The organism is Ruminococcus sp. 210702-SL.1.03, assembly GCF_020559915.1.
In the GTDB taxonomy this organism is placed as follows: domain Bacteria; phylum Bacillota; class Clostridia; order Oscillospirales; family Ruminococcaceae; genus YE71.
On the sequence record NZ_JAJCLZ010000001.1, the window covers coordinates 233174 to 251451 of the forward strand.

The 18278-nt window shown below is 54.0% G+C and carries 14 protein-coding genes; 6 read left to right on the top strand and 8 right to left on the bottom strand.

Going from position 1 to position 18278, the window contains the following annotated elements:
* Nucleotides 1–55: 55 nt before the first annotated feature.
* Nucleotides 56–1597 carry a flotillin family protein gene (locus LI114_RS01060; RefSeq protein ID WP_227218626.1) on the bottom strand — a complete coding sequence of 514 codons (1542 nt, stop codon included), beginning with the start codon at nt 1595–1597 and terminating at the stop codon, nt 56–58.
* 197 nt (nt 1598–1794) lie between these two features.
* On the opposite strand from LI114_RS01060, the gene LI114_RS01065 reads away from it, so the two are divergent.
* The 6 genes from LI114_RS01065 to LI114_RS01090 all read left to right on the top strand — a co-directional run bounded on the left by LI114_RS01065 (nt 1795) and on the right by LI114_RS01090 (nt 7228).
* Nucleotides 1795–3507, top strand: a complete 1713-nt coding sequence (locus LI114_RS01065; protein ID WP_227218628.1) for a polysaccharide biosynthesis C-terminal domain-containing protein — start codon at nt 1795–1797, stop codon at nt 3505–3507.
* Nucleotides 3508–3569: 62 nt separating this feature from the next.
* Nucleotides 3570–4313, top strand: coding sequence for a nucleoside triphosphate pyrophosphohydrolase (gene mazG, locus LI114_RS01070; protein WP_227218630.1), 744 nt, complete (start codon nt 3570–3572; stop codon nt 4311–4313).
* A 45-nt stretch (nt 4314–4358) separates the two neighbouring features.
* On the top strand, nt 4359–4634 hold the full coding sequence (locus tag LI114_RS01075; RefSeq protein WP_022128350.1) for an HU family DNA-binding protein: 276 nt from the start codon (nt 4359–4361) through the stop codon (nt 4632–4634).
* Between the two features lie 66 nt (nt 4635–4700).
* The gene (locus LI114_RS01080) at nt 4701–4943 is read left to right on the top strand and encodes an RNA-binding S4 domain-containing protein (protein WP_227218632.1); all 243 of its coding nucleotides are present in this window, start codon (nt 4701–4703) and stop codon (nt 4941–4943) included.
* A gap of 132 nt (nt 4944–5075) precedes the next feature.
* Entirely contained in the window at nt 5076–5450 is a 375-nt protein-coding gene (locus LI114_RS01085; RefSeq protein WP_227218634.1) for a MerR family transcriptional regulator, read from the top strand.
* Nucleotides 5451–5479: 29 nt separating this feature from the next.
* Nucleotides 5480–7228, top strand: coding sequence for a 1-deoxy-D-xylulose-5-phosphate synthase (locus tag LI114_RS01090; protein ID WP_227218636.1), 1749 nt, complete (start codon nt 5480–5482; stop codon nt 7226–7228).
* A gap of 93 nt (nt 7229–7321) precedes the next feature.
* Here LI114_RS01090 and LI114_RS01095 read toward each other — a convergent pair whose 3' ends face one another.
* The 7 genes from LI114_RS01095 to LI114_RS01125 form a co-directional block, all read right to left on the bottom strand.
* Nucleotides 7322–8146: an alpha/beta hydrolase gene (locus LI114_RS01095; protein ID WP_227218638.1), complete on the bottom strand. Its 825-nt coding sequence runs from the start codon at nt 8144–8146 to the stop codon at nt 7322–7324.
* 11 nt (nt 8147–8157) lie between these two features.
* Nucleotides 8158–9345 carry a D-alanyl-D-alanine carboxypeptidase family protein gene (locus LI114_RS01100; protein ID WP_227218640.1) on the bottom strand — a complete coding sequence of 396 codons (1188 nt, stop codon included), beginning with the start codon at nt 9343–9345 and terminating at the stop codon, nt 8158–8160.
* A gap of 171 nt (nt 9346–9516) precedes the next feature.
* The gene (locus tag LI114_RS01105; RefSeq protein ID WP_227218642.1) at nt 9517–12261 is read right to left on the bottom strand and encodes a sugar-binding domain-containing protein; all 2745 of its coding nucleotides are present in this window, start codon (nt 12259–12261) and stop codon (nt 9517–9519) included.
* 146 nt (nt 12262–12407) lie between these two features.
* Entirely contained in the window at nt 12408–13487 is a 1080-nt protein-coding gene (mnmA, locus tag LI114_RS01110; RefSeq protein WP_227218644.1) for a tRNA 2-thiouridine(34) synthase MnmA, read from the bottom strand.
* An 11-nt stretch (nt 13488–13498) separates the two neighbouring features.
* Entirely contained in the window at nt 13499–14341 is an 843-nt protein-coding gene (locus LI114_RS01115; RefSeq protein WP_227218646.1) for a metallophosphoesterase family protein, read from the bottom strand.
* 126 nt (nt 14342–14467) lie between these two features.
* Complete coding sequence (locus LI114_RS01120) at nt 14468–16522, bottom strand: glycoside hydrolase family 3 C-terminal domain-containing protein (RefSeq protein ID WP_227218648.1); 2055 nt, start codon at nt 16520–16522, stop codon at nt 14468–14470.
* Between the two features lie 32 nt (nt 16523–16554).
* Nucleotides 16555–18267, bottom strand: coding sequence for a MutS-related protein (locus LI114_RS01125; RefSeq protein ID WP_227218650.1), 1713 nt, complete (start codon nt 18265–18267; stop codon nt 16555–16557).
* Nucleotides 18268–18278: the final 11 nt, after the last annotated feature.

Below are 18278 nucleotides of genomic sequence, written 5' to 3' on the forward strand. Positions count from 1 at the left end.
ATCAGACCGTGCAGTTTTCGCCGCACGGTCTTTTTGTGTTGATATTTGAATTTTATCAAGCCTGTGGAGTATCGTTATCCGCGGGCTTTTCTTTATTTTCGGGCTGGGCGGGGTGGTCGGTATCGTCACCTTTTGGCGTATCATCCGAATTAGCCGAAATGCCCTGACCGATAGCCCTGCCGGTAACGAACGAATTTATCATCGACTTGAGGTCGATGCCGATGCCCTCTAGCATACCGGAGGACACTTGGTTGGTCGAGCGGGTGATGTCCTCTATCATCTTGGCGCTGTTGCCCTCGCCGTACATCGTTATACTGCCGACCTTCGCGAGCGGCTCGGAAACGGCTTTCGCGACCTGCGGCAGAACGTCGAAATACATCTGCAACACCGCGGCTTCCTGCATTTTCTGCATAGCCTCAGCCTTTTTGTTCAGACCCTCTGCCTCAGCGAGAGCCTTTGCGCGGATAGCGTTCGCCTCCGCCTCGCCGACGGCGCGGATACCCTCGGCCTCCTGCAATTTGGCGTATTTCATCGCTTCGGCGCGGGCTTTCTGCGCTTCGGCGTCCTTCTGCTGTTCATAAAGTTCGGCTTCCGCCTGTTTCGAGCGCTGGAAAAGCGCCGCCTGCGCCTCCTGCTCCTTGCGGTAGCGCTCAGCGTCCGCCTTTTTCTTTACCTCGGCATTGAGCGATTGCTCCTGCACCTCTGCCTGCTTAGCGTGCAGAAGTACGTCCTGCTCGGTCTTGGCAATATCAGCCATCGAGCTTGTGACCTCGATAGTCTTGCGCTGTTCCTGCTGCTGAATATCGTAAGCCGCGTCAGCCTCAGCCTGCTTGATGTCAGACTGCTTTTTCAGCTCCGCCTTGCGGATAGCCAGCTCGTTATTTCTCTGCGCGATCTCGGTCTCAGCCTGCACGCGGGCGTCGTTCGACTCTTTGCTTGCGCGCGCCTGCGCTATCTGAATATCGCGCTCCGCCTCAGCCTTAGTTATAGCGGCGGTCTTTTGGATCTTGGTGGTGTTGTCGATACCGAGGTTTTCTATCAAGCCCTGCTCATCGGTAAGGTTCTGAACGTTGAAAGAAACTATCTCCAGACCCATATTCGCGAGGTCGGGCGCGGCGTTATCCTGCACCTTTTCGGCGAACTTTTTGCGGTCGTTCACCATATCCTGCAGCGACATCTGACCCACGATCTCGCGGACGTTGCCCTCGAGCACTTCGCGCGCAACGCTGCAAATGTAAGCGGAATTTTGATTAAGGAAGTTCTGCGCGGCGAGCGCGAGCTTATTCTCTTGATCTGAGATCTTGACGTTTACCACCGAGTCAACGCGAACGTTGATATAATCGGCGGTCGGCACGCTGGTAGCGGTCTTGACATCTACTGAAATAAGCTTCAGACTGAGCTTGTCAAGACGCTCTAAGAAAGGTATCTTGATACCCGCCTTGCCTATCAGCACTTTTTTTCGCAGACCCGAGATTATGTACGCTTCGTCGGGCGGGGCTTTGCAGTAGCCCGAAATGATAATGATTATCAGCAGGACTACGCCCGCCGCGATGCCGAGCTGCGGGATGTGCGAGGATACAAATTCCATAAAGTCCATAATGTTGCCTCCCATAAATATTTGTTTTTTGAATATGACTTCGCCAACAAATTCTGGCGTATGCCTTTGATACATTATATCACATATGACGAAAAAAGTCAACAAAAAGCGGCGGCGCGGTGTGTAAAAGTTCTGAAATTCGCGGCTTGTACATATTATAATCAGGACAGGAACTTTTTAGAAAAGGAGATGGCGCTTTGAAAAGACAAAGCTTTTTAAAAGGCTCGGCTGTACTGATGACGATGGTGCTGGTAACAAAACTCATCGGTATGATCTACAAAGTGCCGCTGACGAATATGCTTGGCGGCACAGGAATGAGCTGCTATTCGGGGGCTTTCGCGATATTCGCGCCGGTATTCGCGGCGGCTGCGGCGGGCGTGCCGAGCGCTATGAGCAGGCTGGTCTCCGAGCAATTGGCGCTGGGGCGGTACGCGAACGCGGTAAAAATAAAGCGCGCCGCCCTGCTGATATTCTCCGCCGTTTCGATAGCGATGAGCCTTGCGCTGATACTTTCGGCACACATTCTCGCGGCGCGGGTGATACACGTTCCGCAGGCGAAATGGGCGCTCATCGGCGTTTTGCTCTCGCTCTTTCCCGCCGCCGTGATGAACGTCGAGCGCGGCTGGGCTGAGGGCATCGGCAGCATGACCCCTACAGCTTCCTCAGAGATCGCGGAAACTATCTTCAAGGCGGTTTTCGGGCTGGCACTGCCCTACAAGGTGATAAGCGCCGCGCGAGCGAGTTTTGAGGCGTACCACGGCTGTTTCGGGCACTACTGCGCAGATATGCGCGAGGCCATGATGACCTCCGCCCCATACGCCGCCGCGGCTTCTGCGCTGGGCGTTTCGCTGGCTTCATTTGCCGCCTGCATATGGGTGTTTATACGCACGCGGGGGCTCAGCAGACGTTGCGCGCGGGAGTTTGAGCACACAGGTCTGCCGCGTGATATGGGACTGCGGGCAGCTTGCAGAAAGCTTCGGCAGTTCACCCTGCCCGTCGCGATGACGGCGGTGGTCGCGACCCTTTCGGCAACGGCAGACCTCGTTACCATCTCGCCGCAACTGGAACGTGCGATAAGCCGACGATCTGAGATATTTGAACATCTCGGCGAATACGGGATAGCGGCGGACGAGCGTGCGGGTTTTGTGTACGGCTCATACTCCGGACTGGCGCTGATGATATTCGGGCTGCTGCCGACCTTTACGGCGATGCTGGGCAAGAGCGCCCTGCCGACCCTCAGCACGGCGTTTGCGCGGCGGGATAAGCGCGGAATGACGAAATGTCTGCGGTCGATGCTTCTGCTATCGGCGGGGCTTAGTCTGCCGGGCGGTCTGGGGATATGCGCGCTTGCCGAACCGATACTGCGGCTCTTTTTCGGCGGTGCGGCGGCTGAGATCTCGGTATCGGCGCGACCGCTCGCGATACTTGGCATTGGCGCGGCGTTCATGGGCGTGGCGGTGCCTTGCCTGACGGCGTTGCAGGCGTGCGAAAAGCAGGGCACGGCGGCGGTGATAAGCATTTCGGGGGCGGGGCTGAAACTCGCGCTGAACATACTGCTCATACCTATCCCCGTGCTGAACATCAGCGGCGCCGCGCTCTCAACGGCGATCTCGCAGGCGGTGATGTGCGTTTGGGCGTTGGCGATACTTTTAAAAGCTTCGCACGCCGAACGAAGCACGATAAAAGCCGCGCTGACGCCGATATTGCCCGCACTGCTCTGCACCGCGGCGGCAAAACTAACGCAAAACGCGCTGATACCGCGGCTTGGCGGACGTTTTGAACGGTTCGGAGTGCTGATTTCAATTGCAATTGGTGCAATAATTTGCTTGATTTCCTTTAGTTTATTGTGCATTTCTCCGAAAAATCAAATAAAGGGGATTTTTTCAAAAAAAATTTCTCAAACCACTTGAAATTCTGCGAAATATAGGGTAAAATAAATATAAGCGCACATCTCAGAAACGGAAGTGATGATTTGAATTTTGACGAAAGAGTAAGCAAACTGCTCGAAAAAGAGGACTACAATGTTTACGATCTGGCGGAGATAGTTTCTCTGCTGCGCAGTGAAAAAGGCTGTCCTTGGGACAAAGTTCAGACTCACGAGAGCATACGCCGCGATTTTCTCGAGGAAACTTACGAGGTGCTTGAGGCTATCGACTGCGGCTCGGCGGAAATGATGCGCGAAGAGCTGGGCGACGTGCTTTTGCAGGTTATTTTCCACACCGATATTGAAAAGGACAAGGGCGCTTTCAACCTTGACGCGGTGGCGGACGAGGTTTGCAAAAAGCTGATACTGCGCCACCCGCACGTTTTCGGCAACGTTCAGGCTGACACCGTTGACAAAGTACTTACCAACTGGGACGCCATCAAGAAGGACGAAAAAAAGCAGGAAACGTACACCGATACGCTCAAAAGCGTACCGAAGGTGTTCCCCTCGCTGATGCGCGCGCAGAAGCTTGGTAAGAGAGCTTCGCGGGCGGGCGTTAACTTTGAGAGCAAGGCGCAGCTGCTGGCAGCGATGCGCGGCGAGCTTGAAAAGGAAGAGCCGAACACGGCGGATCTGCTGATGCTTTGCGCTAATCTGGCAAGGCTTGAGGGCGGCGACGCCGAGGAGGACTTGGCTCACAAGTGCGACGCTTTTACCGAAAAGTTTGAAGCTTTGGAGAAAAGCGGACGGCTCGGGAATGCGAGCGCTGAGGAACTTTATTTGAAAGATTAAGCAAAGACGGCTTGATAATACAAAATTTATGGAGGTATAGTAAAAATGAAAAAGGCTGAACTTATCAATGCGATCTCTGAAAAAGGCGGATATTCTAAGAAGGACGCAGAAAAGGCACTTTCTGCCGTAATTGATTCCATCACCGACGCACTCGTTGCAGGCGAAAAGATCACCCTTGTAGGCTTTGGTACTTTTAAAGTAAAGAACAATCCTGAGAGAATGGGCAGAAATCCCCAGACACAGGAGCCCAAGCTCATCGAGGCTAAGAACGTACCTGTATTCAAGGCAGGTCAGGCTCTTAAGGACGCTGTAAACAAGTAATTTGCTGCGAAAGCATCGGGCGAGCGGGAGAACTTTCCGCCGCCCTTATTTTTTAAGGAGAAAAGTATGAGATTAGACAAATATTTGAAAGTCACGCGCATAATCAAGCGGCGCACCGTTGCGAACGAGGCCTGCGACGCGGGCAAGATAGAGGTAAACGGCAAGCCTGCGCGCGCTTCTTACGACGTGAAAGTCGGCGACGTTATTGCTGTGAACATGGGTCAGCGGCCGCTGAAAGTGGAAGTGCTGAATGTCAGCGAGTACGCCACGAAAGAAAATGCGGCGGAAAACTACCGCGTTATAAACTGAAAAGAAAGACCGCTCGGGGCAGCTCGGACGGTCTTTAATTATTAAAAAAGTGTAAAATATCGCAGAAGCCCTTGACTTAGAGTACACTTCAAGTGGTACAATATTTTTAGCGAGATCAAAGGAGGCGAGCGAATGACCATTAAGGAAGTCAGCGAGAAATTCGGTATTTCGCAGGACACACTGCGCTACTACGAGCGCGTAGGCATGATACCGCACGTTACGCGCACGGCAGGCGGCATACGAAATTATCAGGAGAGCGACCTTGGCTGGGTGGAAATGGCGCTTTGCATGAGGAGCGCGGGACTGCCCATCGAAGCCATGATCGAATATGTAAGGCTTTTCCAAGAGGGCGACGAAACCATCCCCGCGAGGCTGCAACTGCTGCTTGACCAACGTGAAGCGCTCATTGAGCAGCAAGCGCAGATAGACTCAACGCTAAAGCGGTTGAACTACAAAATATCAAGATATGAAAAAGCCATTGAAACAGGCGAGCTTACATGGGAGTAAAATATTAAACTAAGTTGGAGGCTGAAAATATGTATTTAGAGAAAATAAATTTACCTGAGGACGTTAAGAAATTGAACATTGGCGAGATGAAAAAACTTGCAGAGGAAATGAGAAAAGCGCTGCTTTTCAGGCTCAGCAAGCACGGCGGACATTTTGGCCCGAATTTCGGTATGGTGGAAGCTACCATCGCAATGCACTACGTTTTTAAATCCCCTATCGACAAGATAGTTTACGACGTTTCGCACCAGACGTATCCGCACAAAATGCTGACCGGCAGAAAGGACGGATACCTGTATGAGGAGCATTTTGACGACATTTCCGGCTACTCGAACCCCGAGGAGAGCGAGCACGATTTCTTCACGGTAGGACACACCTCGACATCGGTGAGCCTTGCCTGCGGACTTGCGAAAGCGCGCGACCTCAAGGGCGAAAGCGGCAACATTATAGCCGTCATCGGCGACGGTTCGCTTTCGGGCGGCGAAGCGCTGGAGGGACTTGACTTCGCGGGAGAAATGAACACAAATCTGATCGTAGTAATCAACGACAACGATATGTCAATCGCAGAAAATCACGGCGGAATGTATAAGAATTTGAAACTGCTGAGAGATACCGACGGCAAGGCGGAATGCAACATTTTTAAATCAATGGGGCTTGACTACGTTTTCGTGAAAGACGGCAACGACCTCGAACAGCTTATCGACGCATTCAAGAGTGTAAAGGACAGCGAGCGCCCCATTGCGGTACACATCGTGACTCAGAAGGGCAAGGGTTACAAGCCCGCCGAGGAGCACAAAGAAAATTGGCACTGGTGTATGCCGTTTGACCCCGAAACCGGCAAGAGCATTTTCGATTTCAACGGCGAGAACTTTGACAGCCTGACCAGAGATTACCTGCTGAAGAAAATGGCGGCAGACAAGAGCGTTTGCGCGATAACTTCGGCGACCCCGACCGTTTTCGGCTTCACCGAAGACGTCCGCAAGCAGGCAGGCAAGCAATTTATGGACGTTGGAATCGCAGAGGAGCACGCCGTTGCACTGGCTTCCGGCATTGCGACAAACGGCGGTAAACCTTTTTATGGCGTTTACAGCACATTTATACAGAGAACTTACGACCAGCTTTCGCAGGATGTCTGCATAAACAACAGCCCTGTGACGATCGCGGTATTTGCGGCTTCTATAAAAGGCATGAGCGACATTACACATCTTGGCATATTTGACATACCTATGCTTTCAAATATTCCGAACCTCGTTTACCTTGCGCCGACAACAAAGCAGGAATATCTTGCCATGCTCGACTGGGCGATGGAGCAAAAAGAGCACCCCGTGGCGATACGCGTACCGAGCGAGTGCATCGACGGCAAGCCCGCGCCGACCGATTACAGCGAGCTGAACAAGTACGAGGTGACCCAGCAGGGCAAGGACATTGCGGTGATCGCGCTTGGCTCTTTCTACCGGCTTGGTGAGCAGGCAGCGGCGGCGATCGAGCAAAAGATCGGCGTAAAGCCGACGCTAATAAATCCTCGCTTCATCACCGGAATAGACGAGGAGCTTTTGGAAAATATGAAAGCCGACCACAAGGTAGTTATCACGCTGGAGGACGGTATTCTCGACGGCGGATTTGGCGAAAAGATCTCGCGCTTCTACGGCAGCAGCGACGTTAAAACGCTGAATTTTGGCTTAAAGAAAGAGTTTCTTGACCGCTACAACGTTGAGGATATTCTCAAGGAAAACCACCTAACGCCCGAGCAGATCGCTGAGGACGCTGCGGCGCTCATATAAAAATATTAAACCGAGCAAATCAATTATTCTGACTAAAAAAAGGCAGTACCGCGAAAAATGCGGCGCTGCCTTTTGCTTTTGATCGGTAGATTTTCAGCTCTTCATCCAGTCGATGCAGTCCTGCACCCACTCGGCGGCTTTCGGCTGATTGTGACCCTCCCAAGTCGCGGTGGTGTCGTCGCAAAGCGAAAGTCCGTGGCCGCCCGAGGGGTAAATGTGCGCCTCGAACGGAATTTTGTTCGCCGAAAGCGCGGTCGTGTAATAAAGCGTGTTCTCGACGGGCACACAGCCATCGTCGGCGCAGTGCCAAATGAACGTGCGCGGGGTATGCTCGCCAACGCGCTTATCCATAGAGAGAAATTCGCGAAGTTCGGGGTCGTCTTTGTGCTGGAGTAGGTTGGCGATCGAACCTTCATGAGTCAGTTTTGGGTCTGAAAGGATAACGGGATAGCAGAGCACCGAGCCGTTCACACGCAGAGTTTCACTGTCACAGCCGAGCGTTTCCGCCAGCAATGGCATATTCCAAAGGTTCGCCATGCTTGCCGCGAGGTGACCGCCCGCCGAGAAACCCATTACGAAGATCTTGTCGGGGTCGATGTCGAAATTATCGGCGTTATCGCGAACGTACTTCACCGCCGCCGCACATTCGAGCAGGTCGGTAGGGAATTTTTTACCGCAGCAGGAATAACGAAGCACGAACGCCGCAAATCCTGCACCCAAAAAGCGGTAAGCCACCGGGTCAGCCTCGCGCTCGGAGCACCAATCGTAGCCGCCGCCCGGACAGATTACCACCGCTCCCCGCTTGCGCGAGCCTGTCTCCTCGTACACCTTCGGCACGAAACAGCTCAGCGTCGGCTGGTAATTCGGGTCTTCAAGTCCTGCTTTTGCGTAATCAACTTTAATATCAACTATTTCCATATCTGTCACTCTCATTCTGCATTTGTATCATTTGAAATCTCTGACGAGCCGTCACCCTGCGCACCTACCGAAAGCACGAACTCCTCGGTCGGTGCGACGGTTACGATATATCCGTCGGAATTATTTCCGGAAATTATGCACGGGCACTCATTGCCCTCGCCGTCGGCGGGTATCTGAACATCGGTAGTTTCCATTCCTGAATCTGCTATATAGTACAGTACCTGACATCCAACGCTGGTCTGCACGCTCAGCGGTGAATCGAAACTGTACGATTTTATGTACTCTTGGAACTCCTCAAAAGTCAGCCCCTGCTCCTGCATCACTGCCGCCGCAGCCCTGCCGACGTAGCGAAAATGCGCTACGTTGTAAGCGTAGCCAGTCTGCTTATCTGCGCCCTCTGGATAACGAAGCACAAATCCATATTTGTAAGCATTTTCCGCAAACCATGCGTAATCGCCTTTGCCGTCAAAAGCCGTCACCCCGCCGACGTCGTCGAGATACAGCCCTAGGTCGATCTCCAGACCGTCCTCGTGGTCGGCACAGGTCTTTTCCTCAGCGGGCTGCTCGATCAACTGCGGCTCGACCCAATTGCCGTAATCGTCATAGTAGCCCTCGGTGTACTGCGGCTCTTTTTCCGCCTGCGGCGCGGTGTACGCCTGCGTGAGCATAATCGTCCGCAGACCCGTTTTGTCATAAAAATCGCTGAGCATCTGATTCAGCGGCTGGAGAAGAGCCTTGTCCGCCTTCATTTTCGAGTCCGCCGCCGATGCGATCTGCAAGCCCTCGCTGTTAAAAAGGCTGCTGTAAACGCTCTCAAGCTGCGGTGCGGGATAGCCGAGATCTTCACTGTAAAGTCCGAGCGGGCCGTAGTTCATCTGTTTGGAATTTACCGTAACGTATGTAAAATTCTGCGTTAGCGCGTCAACGTCAACGCTTTCTGCGGGCGCGAGCGATTCCTCAGAGCTTACCGCCGAAGTCTGCGGCTTTATCTCTTTGCGGTCGTTGCCGAGCGCGACTTTTACCAGCCAGCCAGCCAGCGCCGCAAACATCAGCACCACCAATAGGATCAGCAGTACCGTAGCCGCTCCTCCGCCCTGTTTTTTCGGCGGCTGACGTCTTGCGGGGCGCTCTGCCGCGACATTTGCGGGGCGAACTTTCACGCGCGTGGGTCTATTTCTATTATCTGTATTTTTTGCCATCAAGGCTGCCTCACTTTCTGAAAAATTTCTACACAAATCTATTATATCACATTCCGCCGCAAATGTGAATACCTGCAGGCAAATCATAAGATTTATTTAATATTTTGTACATCTTTCACAATAAAAAGACCGCCAAGGGCGCGCACCCGCAGCGGTCTGGTTCGCTATAAATTATCTCACATTGCATTTTTTAACATAGCCGACTACCGAGCATATGAACTGCCTGCCCTCGGGCGAAGCCGCCAGCTTTTCAAAGTCGCAGTTGCAGACAACAACTTTGCCGTCCAAATAATTGTACTCGTACATCAGAGCGAGGTCGTGGTTGCGCTCGAAATTGTCGATGGTGCGGACGATTACGCGCTTGCCCTCGGCGCTGCCGTCAAGTATCTCGCTGCGCGAATTTGAAACTATCTCCCACCACTGCGGCGTTGAGAATTTCTCGCTCGGGAAATCCGCGAGCGCGGGATGCTGTGCGTCGATCAGCAGACCCATCGTGCCGACCGGCTCGGGCTTTTTCATCATTTCCGAGATCAGACGGAACATATGGTAGCACCAGAAATCCTGACAGTAATAGCCCTCGATCGAGTTCGCAATGTCGCCGAGCTGCGGCACGATGAGCACCGTTTTGCCCGCCGCAAGCAGCTTTTCCGCCTCGGCGTCCAGCTTCTCGAACATATACGCGCCCGCCGTGTCAACGCTTTCGCGCTTCGGGTACGCCATCAGCGTGTAGTGGTTGCGAATGTCGGTGTCCTCGACGGCTAGGGCGAGGGTCAGCTTTTTCGGCGCTTCAAACTCTGGTATCTGCGCCGCGAGCCTGCCCAGCGCGATGTAATTTTCCGCGGTCTTGGGCACTTGCCCGCTCAGTCTTGCAAGCTCAGTGCCGCACTCGCAGGTCAGCACAGCTGTGAATTTCTTGCCGCAAACGCCGCTCGGGCGGTAGTTGGCAAGGCGAATTTCCGCCGCAAAACCCTCGCCGCTTTCCAAATTATAGTCTTCAAATTCAGCCAATATTACCGCATCGTTGCAAAACTCGCGCCACTCTTCGGGCGAGCAGATGCCCTTTTCGTCCATGAAAGCGTCCAGCACGCCGACCAGCGCCGTACCCTGTCCGCTAAAGTCTTGGATATCCAGTACTTGGAAGCCGCCAAGCGACTGCGAGCGGAAGATCGACTCCATTTCCTCTTTATAGCACTGCACCGCGAGCGCACCCGAGGCCTCGAAATAATCGTGAGCCAGCGGCAGCAGACCCTTTTCATCGAGCCGTTCTCTGAAAACCTCGAAATTACGCGCTTTGAGCGAGCCTGTGTACTTCTCTATCTCGTCAAAATTCGGATAAGTTTCGTACTGACCTATCTCGTGGGTAACTATCGGCACATCGGGCACGAAGTCGGCGTCCGCTTCCGAAGCCTTGACCGTTTTCATCGTAGTTCCGTACTGTATCTGCACCGTGCCGTCCTCGCTGACCTCGGTCGCCGAAGCCGCGCGGGTGGGGTGGACTATGCTGTCATAATTGTGCGTAGTCGCGGGCTTATCGATCTGGATATGGCCGAGCGGAGCGTCGCACATGGCGTACGAGCCGCGAATAAGTCTGTCGTTGGCAAGGCGCACGCCTACGAAGAAATCATCGTTCTCAATGACGTTCGGAAACCACTGGAAATTGTTAGAACCCTGCGTGTAAAGATGGCGGCTGTCGCGCGATTTGTACGCGCCGATAATCTCGTTCAGCCGCTCCTTGCTGCCCCAAAGCTCGTTGCCCATCGACATCATGCAGTACGAGGGGTGGCTGCCGAAAGCGTCGAGCATACGGAAGCCCTCGGCTATCAGGAAATTCTGCTCCTCTTCGTTAAAGCCCTCCTCGCCAGGCGCTTGTATCGTGCCCCAAAAAGGAAGCTGCGGCTCCATGTAGATGCCGAGCATATCCGCTGCGATGAAAGCCGCTTCGGGCGGGCAGCAGGTGTGGAATCTGTAATGATTCATGCCGTATGATCTGGAAATTTTCAGCACGCGCAGCCACTCGTCAACGGTGGTGGGCGCGTAGCCGGTCAGCGGGAAGATCATGCCGTCATGCTTGCCGCGCAGGAATGTCTTTCTGCCGTTGATGTAAAATTTATCCTTAACAGCCTTAAACTCGCGCAGACCCGCTATGATCTCGTAAACGTCGCCGCCTATGTCGATCTTGATGTTGTAAAGCTCAGGGCTGTACTCGTCCCATGTGCGCGCGTCCTCGCCTAAGGGCAGGGTCGCAATAAGCTCGCCGCCCGTGAAAATTGCGTTTACCGCCGAGGGCCTGTGCACCGCCTTGCCCTCGGGAGCGTTGAAGCTTTCGGCAGAGATCACCGCCTTGCCGCTCTCCGCGCCCTTGATCTTCGCGACCACGCGGAACGCTTTTTCCTCAAACAGCGGGTAGATCTTCACCTCGTCGGCGTAAGCCGCGCCGTAGATCTTTACAGCCATCTCGCCCGTGATGCCGTTCCAGTTGGTCTGCGTGTCGGGCGAGGTGAGGTGGCCGCCCTTGGTCGGGTAGCCGACGTTTGAAACGCAAACGGTTATCTCCTGCCCGCCGCCCTTGACGTACTTCGTGATGTCGTAAACGTGCGGAGAAACTAGGCTGTTCTGCGTTCCGACATACTCGCCGTCGATGTAAAGTTTGGTTATGCGGGTGCGCTCGAAAACGAGCTTCGCGGTCTTGCTGACCGCCGCGCTGAGGTCGGCTTTGCGGGTAAACCACGCGTCGCCCTCGAAAAGCTTGGTATCGGTGAGAAAGCCCTCTTCGCGCGCGGGGTTATCCTCGCCCTTGCCCGCATGCGAGGTAGTGTCGGGCAGAGTTATGGTGTCGTCGAACTGCGGCAGCACTCCCCTGCATTTTTTATCGAGCGCCAGCCGCCACTCGCCCGAAAGGTCTATACGGTCTGTCATATGAATAAATCCTTTCTGTATGTACTAATATATTCACATTTATTATATCACACAAAAGTGCGGTTTGCAAGAGTGATTTTATATCAATTATAAAAAAATGAAAGTCCATTAGTGCAAATTCGCCAATGGACTTTCGTTTGATGATCTTAAAGTATAGTTCCGCCGCCTACTACGTATTCGCCGCTGTAAAATACTACCGCCTGCCCCTTTGAGATAGCCTTGTGCGGGGTATCGAAAACAACGCGCACGCCGCGCTCGTCAGGGTAGAGTGTACATGGCACATCCTGCTGATGGTAGCGCGTCTGCGCGGTACAGCGGTAAGGCTCTTTCAGCTCGTCGAACATGATGAAATTCACATCGCCCGCCGTAAGCTCTTCTCGCGCGAGCTGTTCCGCCGTGCCGAGCACCAGCACGTTATCCGCCGTGTTTTTCTCGACAACGAAAAGCGGCTGCGAGTAGGAAACGCCCACTCCCCTGCGCTGACCTATCGTGTAATTTATCAGTCCGCGGTGCTCGCCGAGAAACGTACCGTCGGTAAGGCGTATCTCGCCGTGTTTCTGCTCGCCCTCGCGCTCGGTGATGAACTTTGCGTAGTCGCCGTCGGGGATAAAGCAGATGTCCTGACTGTCGGGCTTTTTGGCATTTATCAGCCCGTTCGCCTCGGCCTTCGCGCGTATCGCCTCCTTGCTCATACCGCCGCAGGGAAAAAGCGTGTGCGCGAGCTGATCCTGCGTCATGCCGTAGAGCACATAGCTTTGATCCTTAGCGCGGTCGGGCGAGCGTTTCAGCAGCCATCTGCCGCTTTCCTCGCAGTATTCGCGCTGAACGTAGTGCCCCGTAGCGATGTAATCAAAATCCAGCAGGCGAGCGCGGTCGAGAAAGCTGCCGAATTTTAGGTGCTTGTTGCACTCGATACACGGGTTCGGCGTGCCGCCCTCGAGATATGTGTTGACAAAATTATCTATCACCATTTCTTTGAAACGGTCGGAAAGGTTAAAGACGTGAAAATCTATCCCCAGCTTGAAAGCGACGAACCGCGCGTCCTCGATGTCGTTGAGCGAACAGCAGGTCTTGCTGCGCTCCAGCCCGATGTCCTCGTTATTGTAAAGGTGCATGGTCGCGCCCGCGCACTCATAGCCCTGCTCCAGCAGCAGCTTCACCGCCGCCGAGCTGTCCACGCCGCCGCTCATAGCGACGAGCACTCTTTTTTTCTTTTCATTTTCCATAGTATTTTTCCTTATATCCCGAGTGTTTCGGCGGCTTCGCGCCATATCTCCTCGCAGCCGAAATCCTCGCCGCGCTCTTCGCAAAGGCGGCGTATCAGCTGCAAACATTCCTTGTTATAGTGCCTGCCCGTTTTAAGCATGGCGATGATCGTGCGGCTCCAAACGTTTGCGAGGTCAATCAGCCCGCTTTCGTAAAATTCGGCGACCACCGCCTCGTTATCATAAGGCACGCTGATAAGCTGCGTTTTCCAGCCGCCTCCCGCCGATTCCGCCAATATGAACTGCGCCGTCGTCTGCCCGTTGCAGGGTATGCCGACAGTTCCGCCGTTTACGATGGTCTTTCGCCCGCGCGTAAATTCATACGGCCGGTGGCAGTGCGCGCAGATGAGCAGCTCGGTAGTCATTTCGTCCATCACCTCGCGCGTTTTTGGCGAATCGCCGCAGAAAAGCTCGCGCGCGTTCTGCATCGAGCCGTGGCATATCGATAGCGGCGGGTATCCGTCGAGCTTTATCTCCATGCCGATGGGCATATCCTCTAAAAATCGCAGGTCGCCGCCCGTCAAGTTCTCGAAAGTGTAAAGCAGCGAGCCGCTTTGCGAGTTGTACTCCCACCCCTCGGTGAGATTTCGGCGGTGCTCAAGCATATAGTCCTCGCGGTTGCCGCGCACGAACCATGTCTTGTACGCGGGCGGGATATTGCGCAGTATCTGCATGGTTTTCTGCGGATACGGGCAGTCGGAAACGTAGTCGCCCAAAAACGCTATGCCGTCAATATCGTTCTGATACACCCAGCGCATACACGCTTCGAGCGCTATATGGTTCGAGTGGATGTCGCCCATAGCGGCTATCCTCATCTCGACGCACCTCCTTTTATGTGTACAATAAAACGTACTGCAAATATTTACTATACGGTTTTCTGCACTCATCTATCTGTACGATAACTTGTACTGCTTATATCAACTATCCAATTATCTGTACTCTTATCTCCTGCGTATCCAGATGCCTCTTCCCGCGCCCAGAGCCTCGCTCTTTTCGTCCGGCTGGGAAAATCCCACATACAGCAGATATTCCTCAGAATATACGCCGCGCACGCCGTTGTCGTCAACGTCGGTAAAGGCGTCCTCGCTGAGCTTGACATGAAATTCTGCGCTCTCGCCTGCCTTTAGGAAAATGCGCGCAAATCCGCAAAGCGCAGGATTTTTCGGTGCAAAAGCGCCCATGCTGCGGCAGTAGACCTCAAGCACCTCGCCCGTATCGGTATCGCCTATATTTTCCGCCGTGCAGACCACTTCACCGCCCTCACAGCGCGCGATTTTAACATACATCGACGAGTAGGTCAAACCGAAGCCGAACGGGTAAAGCACGTTGCCCTTGACATTTTTATAGGTGCGCTGAGCCATCGAATAATCGCAGAAATCGGGCAGGGCTTCGTCGCTTTCGTAGAAGGTAACGGGCAGTTTGCCGCTGGGCGACACCTCGCCGAAAAGTATCTCCGCGAGCGCCTTTCCGCCTTTCGAGCCGGGGTACCAAGCCTGTATCAGCGCGGCGGGGCGGTCGTCCTCGATATTGAGCGAGCTTCCTGCCGCCAGCACTACCACCACCGGCTTGCCGACGTCGAGCACGCTTTTAAGCAGCAAACGTTGGGGTTCTGGCAGGCGCAGGTCGGTCTTATCGCCCGAAGCGTAAGCGTTGCCAGCGTCGCCCTCTTCGCCCTCAAGCGAAGCGTCAAGACCCAAGCAAAGCACGCTTACGTCTGCATTTTTCGCCGCCGCGACCGCTTCCGAGATCCTGTCGGCGGGCAGCGCAAGACCCTCAACGCGGTCTTTGAAAAGGTGACAGCCCTCGGCATAATAAACTCTGCCGCCGAAAGCGTCCTCGATGCCCTCTAAAAACGTAACGTACCGTGAAGCCGTGCCCTGATAATTTCCGTAAAGCGCGGCGCGGCTGTCGGCGTTCGGGCCTATCACCGCTATGCTCTTGATCCTGTGCTTATCGAGCGGAAGAAAAGCGCGGTTTTTCAGCAGCACCATCGACTTTTCAGCCGCTTCGAGCGAAAGCGCGTTGTGCTCGGGGCAGTCGATAACGTCGAACGGGATATTGTCATACTCAGTTTCTTCCAGCATACCCAGCCGCAGGCGTATCTCCATAGCCTTTTCTACTGCGCGGTCGATGTCGGCTTCTTCAATAAGCCCCTGTTCGAGCGCCGCCATTAAATGGATATATGTGTTGCCGCAATTGATGTCGCAGCCCGCTTTCACCGCCATAGCGGCAGACTCTGCGGCAGTGCCTGTTACCATATGATGTGTGTGGAAATCACTTATCGCCCAGCAGTCGGAAACAAAATATCCGCCGAACTCCCACTCGCCGTAAAGCTTTTTCATCAGCTTTTTGTTGGCGCAGGCAGGCTCGCCGTTTACGCGGTTGTAAGCGCCCATAACGCCCGCCACGCCGCTTTTCACCAGCTTTTCAAAGGCGTAGAGGTACGTTTCGGCAAGGTCTTTTTGATTGACTTCGGCGTTGAACTCATGCCGCAGTGCCTCAGGGCCGCTGTGCACGGCGAAATGTTTCGCGCAGGCGGCGGCGCGCAGATGTTCGCCATCGCCCTGTATGCCTTTCACAAAATTCACGCCCAGCTCGGCGGCTAAGTATGGGTCTTCGCCGTAAGTTTCGTGACCTCTGCCCCAGCGCGGGTCGCGGAAGATATTCACGTTCGGCGACCAAAGAGTCAGCCCCTTGTAAATATCGCGGTCGCCCTCTGCGGAGGCGTAATTGTACTTTGCGCGCGCTTCGAGCGAGATAGCCGTACCGATACGGTGCATCATTTCGGTATCAAAGGCCGCCGCCATGCCGATAGCCTGCGGGAACATGGTAGCCGTGCCCGCACGCGCAACGCCGTGCAGACCCTCGTTCCACCAGTTATATGCGGGTATGCCAAGCCGCTCTATCGCGGGGGAATCGTATTTTAGCTGCGAGCATTTCTCCTCAGCCGTCATCTGCGAAACAAGTTCCTTTGCTTTCTTTTTAAATCTATCCATAAAAATCCACCTCCGGTATGAGATCTTTCAGATCAATCTTTTTCATGCTTCGCGGCGCGCTCGGCCACCGCATCTATATCTATGCCGAACTGCTTGAATACCGAGTAAGCGCAGCTTGTTTTCTGCGGCAGCCCGCGCTTTATTTTGTAGAGCCGCTCGCCGGTTTTCTCGTCGGCGCATACTACTATGCTCGCCGTTTTGCTTCGCAGGCGCTTATCCGCGTTAAGCTCGCCGCACTTTTCCGCGAGGTCGGTGAGGTGGGTCGCGAAAACGCCGCGCACGCCTATTATGCAGAATATCCGTACAAGCTCTTCGGCTATCTCAACGCACTCTTGCGGTGTGGTGCTCTGTATGCTCTCGTTCATCAGCAGCAGGCTGCGGTCGGTAATGACGTCGCTTATTGTCTTAAATTCCTTTATCTCGGTGGTAAAGCGACTGGTGTTTATGCCCGTCTGCTCCTCCTTCGGGAAATGCGTGAATATAAAATCGGCGGGGCTGAGCTCGCAGCTTTCGGCGGGGACGTACATTCCAAGCTGCGCCAGCGCATAGCAGATGCCCAGTCCGCGAATGAAGGTAGTCTTGCCGCCGTTGTTCGCGCCCGTGAGCAGATAAAAGCCCGTTTCCTCGCCAAGCTCTATGTCGTTCGGCACTACGCTCTTCTGCTCGTCCTTGTGCCGCAAATTCCAAAGGCGGCTCTCGGAGAAATACACCAGGTCGTAAAGCCCCTTCATATCTGCGCGGCGCTCGCCTGCGGGCAGTATCTTCGGGCGGCACATTCCCATTCCCGCCGAGCGGCAAAGCTCTATCAGCTTCACCGCGCCGAGGTAGTATTCTAGCTGATAGTCCAGCCCGAACATTTCCTCAAAGCCTATCTTTTGGTACTGCGCCATCACCTTATTTATACGGCGAATGTAATCGTCCGTCAGCGATGAAAGCTCTTTGAAAAGCTCTTCATCGGCGGTGTTGACAAGTTTTTCTTCGCCATATTCGTTATCTGCGTACTTGGTCTTCAAGCTTTTGACGACGTTTTTTTCGGGAAATTTCGCGCCGTGGTAGATTATCTTATCAAAAAGCGATGGTTTCAGCGTGTACGGCTGGTTGGAATAATCTACTATGCCTGCCGAAATGGGCACGAGGCGCTCGTCGAGATTTATGCCTACGGTAACGCTGCGTATGCGGTCTTTCAGCGCTTGTTTGAGCTGCTCGAGCTCTTTTTTCAGCGTAGCGAAGCTCTTATCGGCGTGATGCTGCTCGAAGCAGTCGAAAAGCTTTTTCACGCCCGCCGATTTGAATTTTCCGCCATGCTTTTCGTAAAAATCGTGCATGATGTCGATAGCTTTTACGAAAGCGTCGAAAGCCTCTATAGCGCTGTCCAGCTTTGTGAAAGAATCCGGCTCGTTCAGCCCGTAGATACTGCGGCGGTCGTTCTGCACTATCACCTCTATCACCTTGCGCACCGTTTCAGCCAGCGCAGGGTGCTCGAGAAAATCTTCGAGAATGTCGCAGCGGTAGGCTATTACCTCCTCGTCGCAGCACATCTCGCCGAACATTCGCAGTATGCGGTACTGGTAATGCGGGCAGATAAGCTCCGCCACGCGCTCAAGCTCCAGATTTGCAACGTAATCCTGCGGGTAACTTTCAAGCACCACGCGGCGCTTTTTGAGCTGTGCGCGTTTTTCGGCGGTGGGGTAGAAAAGGTCAACTATCGGGTCTTTAAATGATATTTCGTCGGTTTTCATAGCCATATGCTGTCAGC

What these genes read in the sequence shown, in the direction of transcription:
- LI114_RS01115 (WP_227218646.1), bottom strand. Translation starts at nt 14,341, where the DNA reads ATGAGGATAGCCGCTATGGGCGACATCCACTCGAACCATATAGCGCTC.
- LI114_RS01120 (WP_227218648.1), bottom strand. Translation starts at nt 16,522, where the DNA reads ATGGATAGATTTAAAAAGAAAGCAAAGGAACTTGTTTCGCAGATGACG.
- LI114_RS01100 (WP_227218640.1), bottom strand. Translation starts at nt 9,345, where the DNA reads ATGGCAAAAAATACAGATAATAGAAATAGACCCACGCGCGTGAAAGTT.
- mnmA (WP_227218644.1), bottom strand. Translation starts at nt 13,487, where the DNA reads ATGGAAAATGAAAAGAAAAAAAGAGTGCTCGTCGCTATGAGCGGCGGC.
- LI114_RS01085 (WP_227218634.1), top strand. Translation starts at nt 5,076, where the DNA reads ATGACCATTAAGGAAGTCAGCGAGAAATTCGGTATTTCGCAGGACACA.
- LI114_RS01075 (WP_022128350.1), top strand. Translation starts at nt 4,359, where the DNA reads ATGAAAAAGGCTGAACTTATCAATGCGATCTCTGAAAAAGGCGGATAT.
- LI114_RS01125 (WP_227218650.1), bottom strand. Translation starts at nt 18,267, where the DNA reads ATGGCTATGAAAACCGACGAAATATCATTTAAAGACCCGATAGTTGAC.
- LI114_RS01090 (WP_227218636.1), top strand. Translation starts at nt 5,480, where the DNA reads ATGTATTTAGAGAAAATAAATTTACCTGAGGACGTTAAGAAATTGAAC.
- LI114_RS01080 (WP_227218632.1), top strand. Translation starts at nt 4,701, where the DNA reads ATGAGATTAGACAAATATTTGAAAGTCACGCGCATAATCAAGCGGCGC.
- LI114_RS01105 (WP_227218642.1), bottom strand. Translation starts at nt 12,261, where the DNA reads ATGACAGACCGTATAGACCTTTCGGGCGAGTGGCGGCTGGCGCTCGAT.
- LI114_RS01060 (WP_227218626.1), bottom strand. Translation starts at nt 1,597, where the DNA reads ATGGACTTTATGGAATTTGTATCCTCGCACATCCCGCAGCTCGGCATC.
- LI114_RS01095 (WP_227218638.1), bottom strand. Translation starts at nt 8,146, where the DNA reads ATGGAAATAGTTGATATTAAAGTTGATTACGCAAAAGCAGGACTTGAA.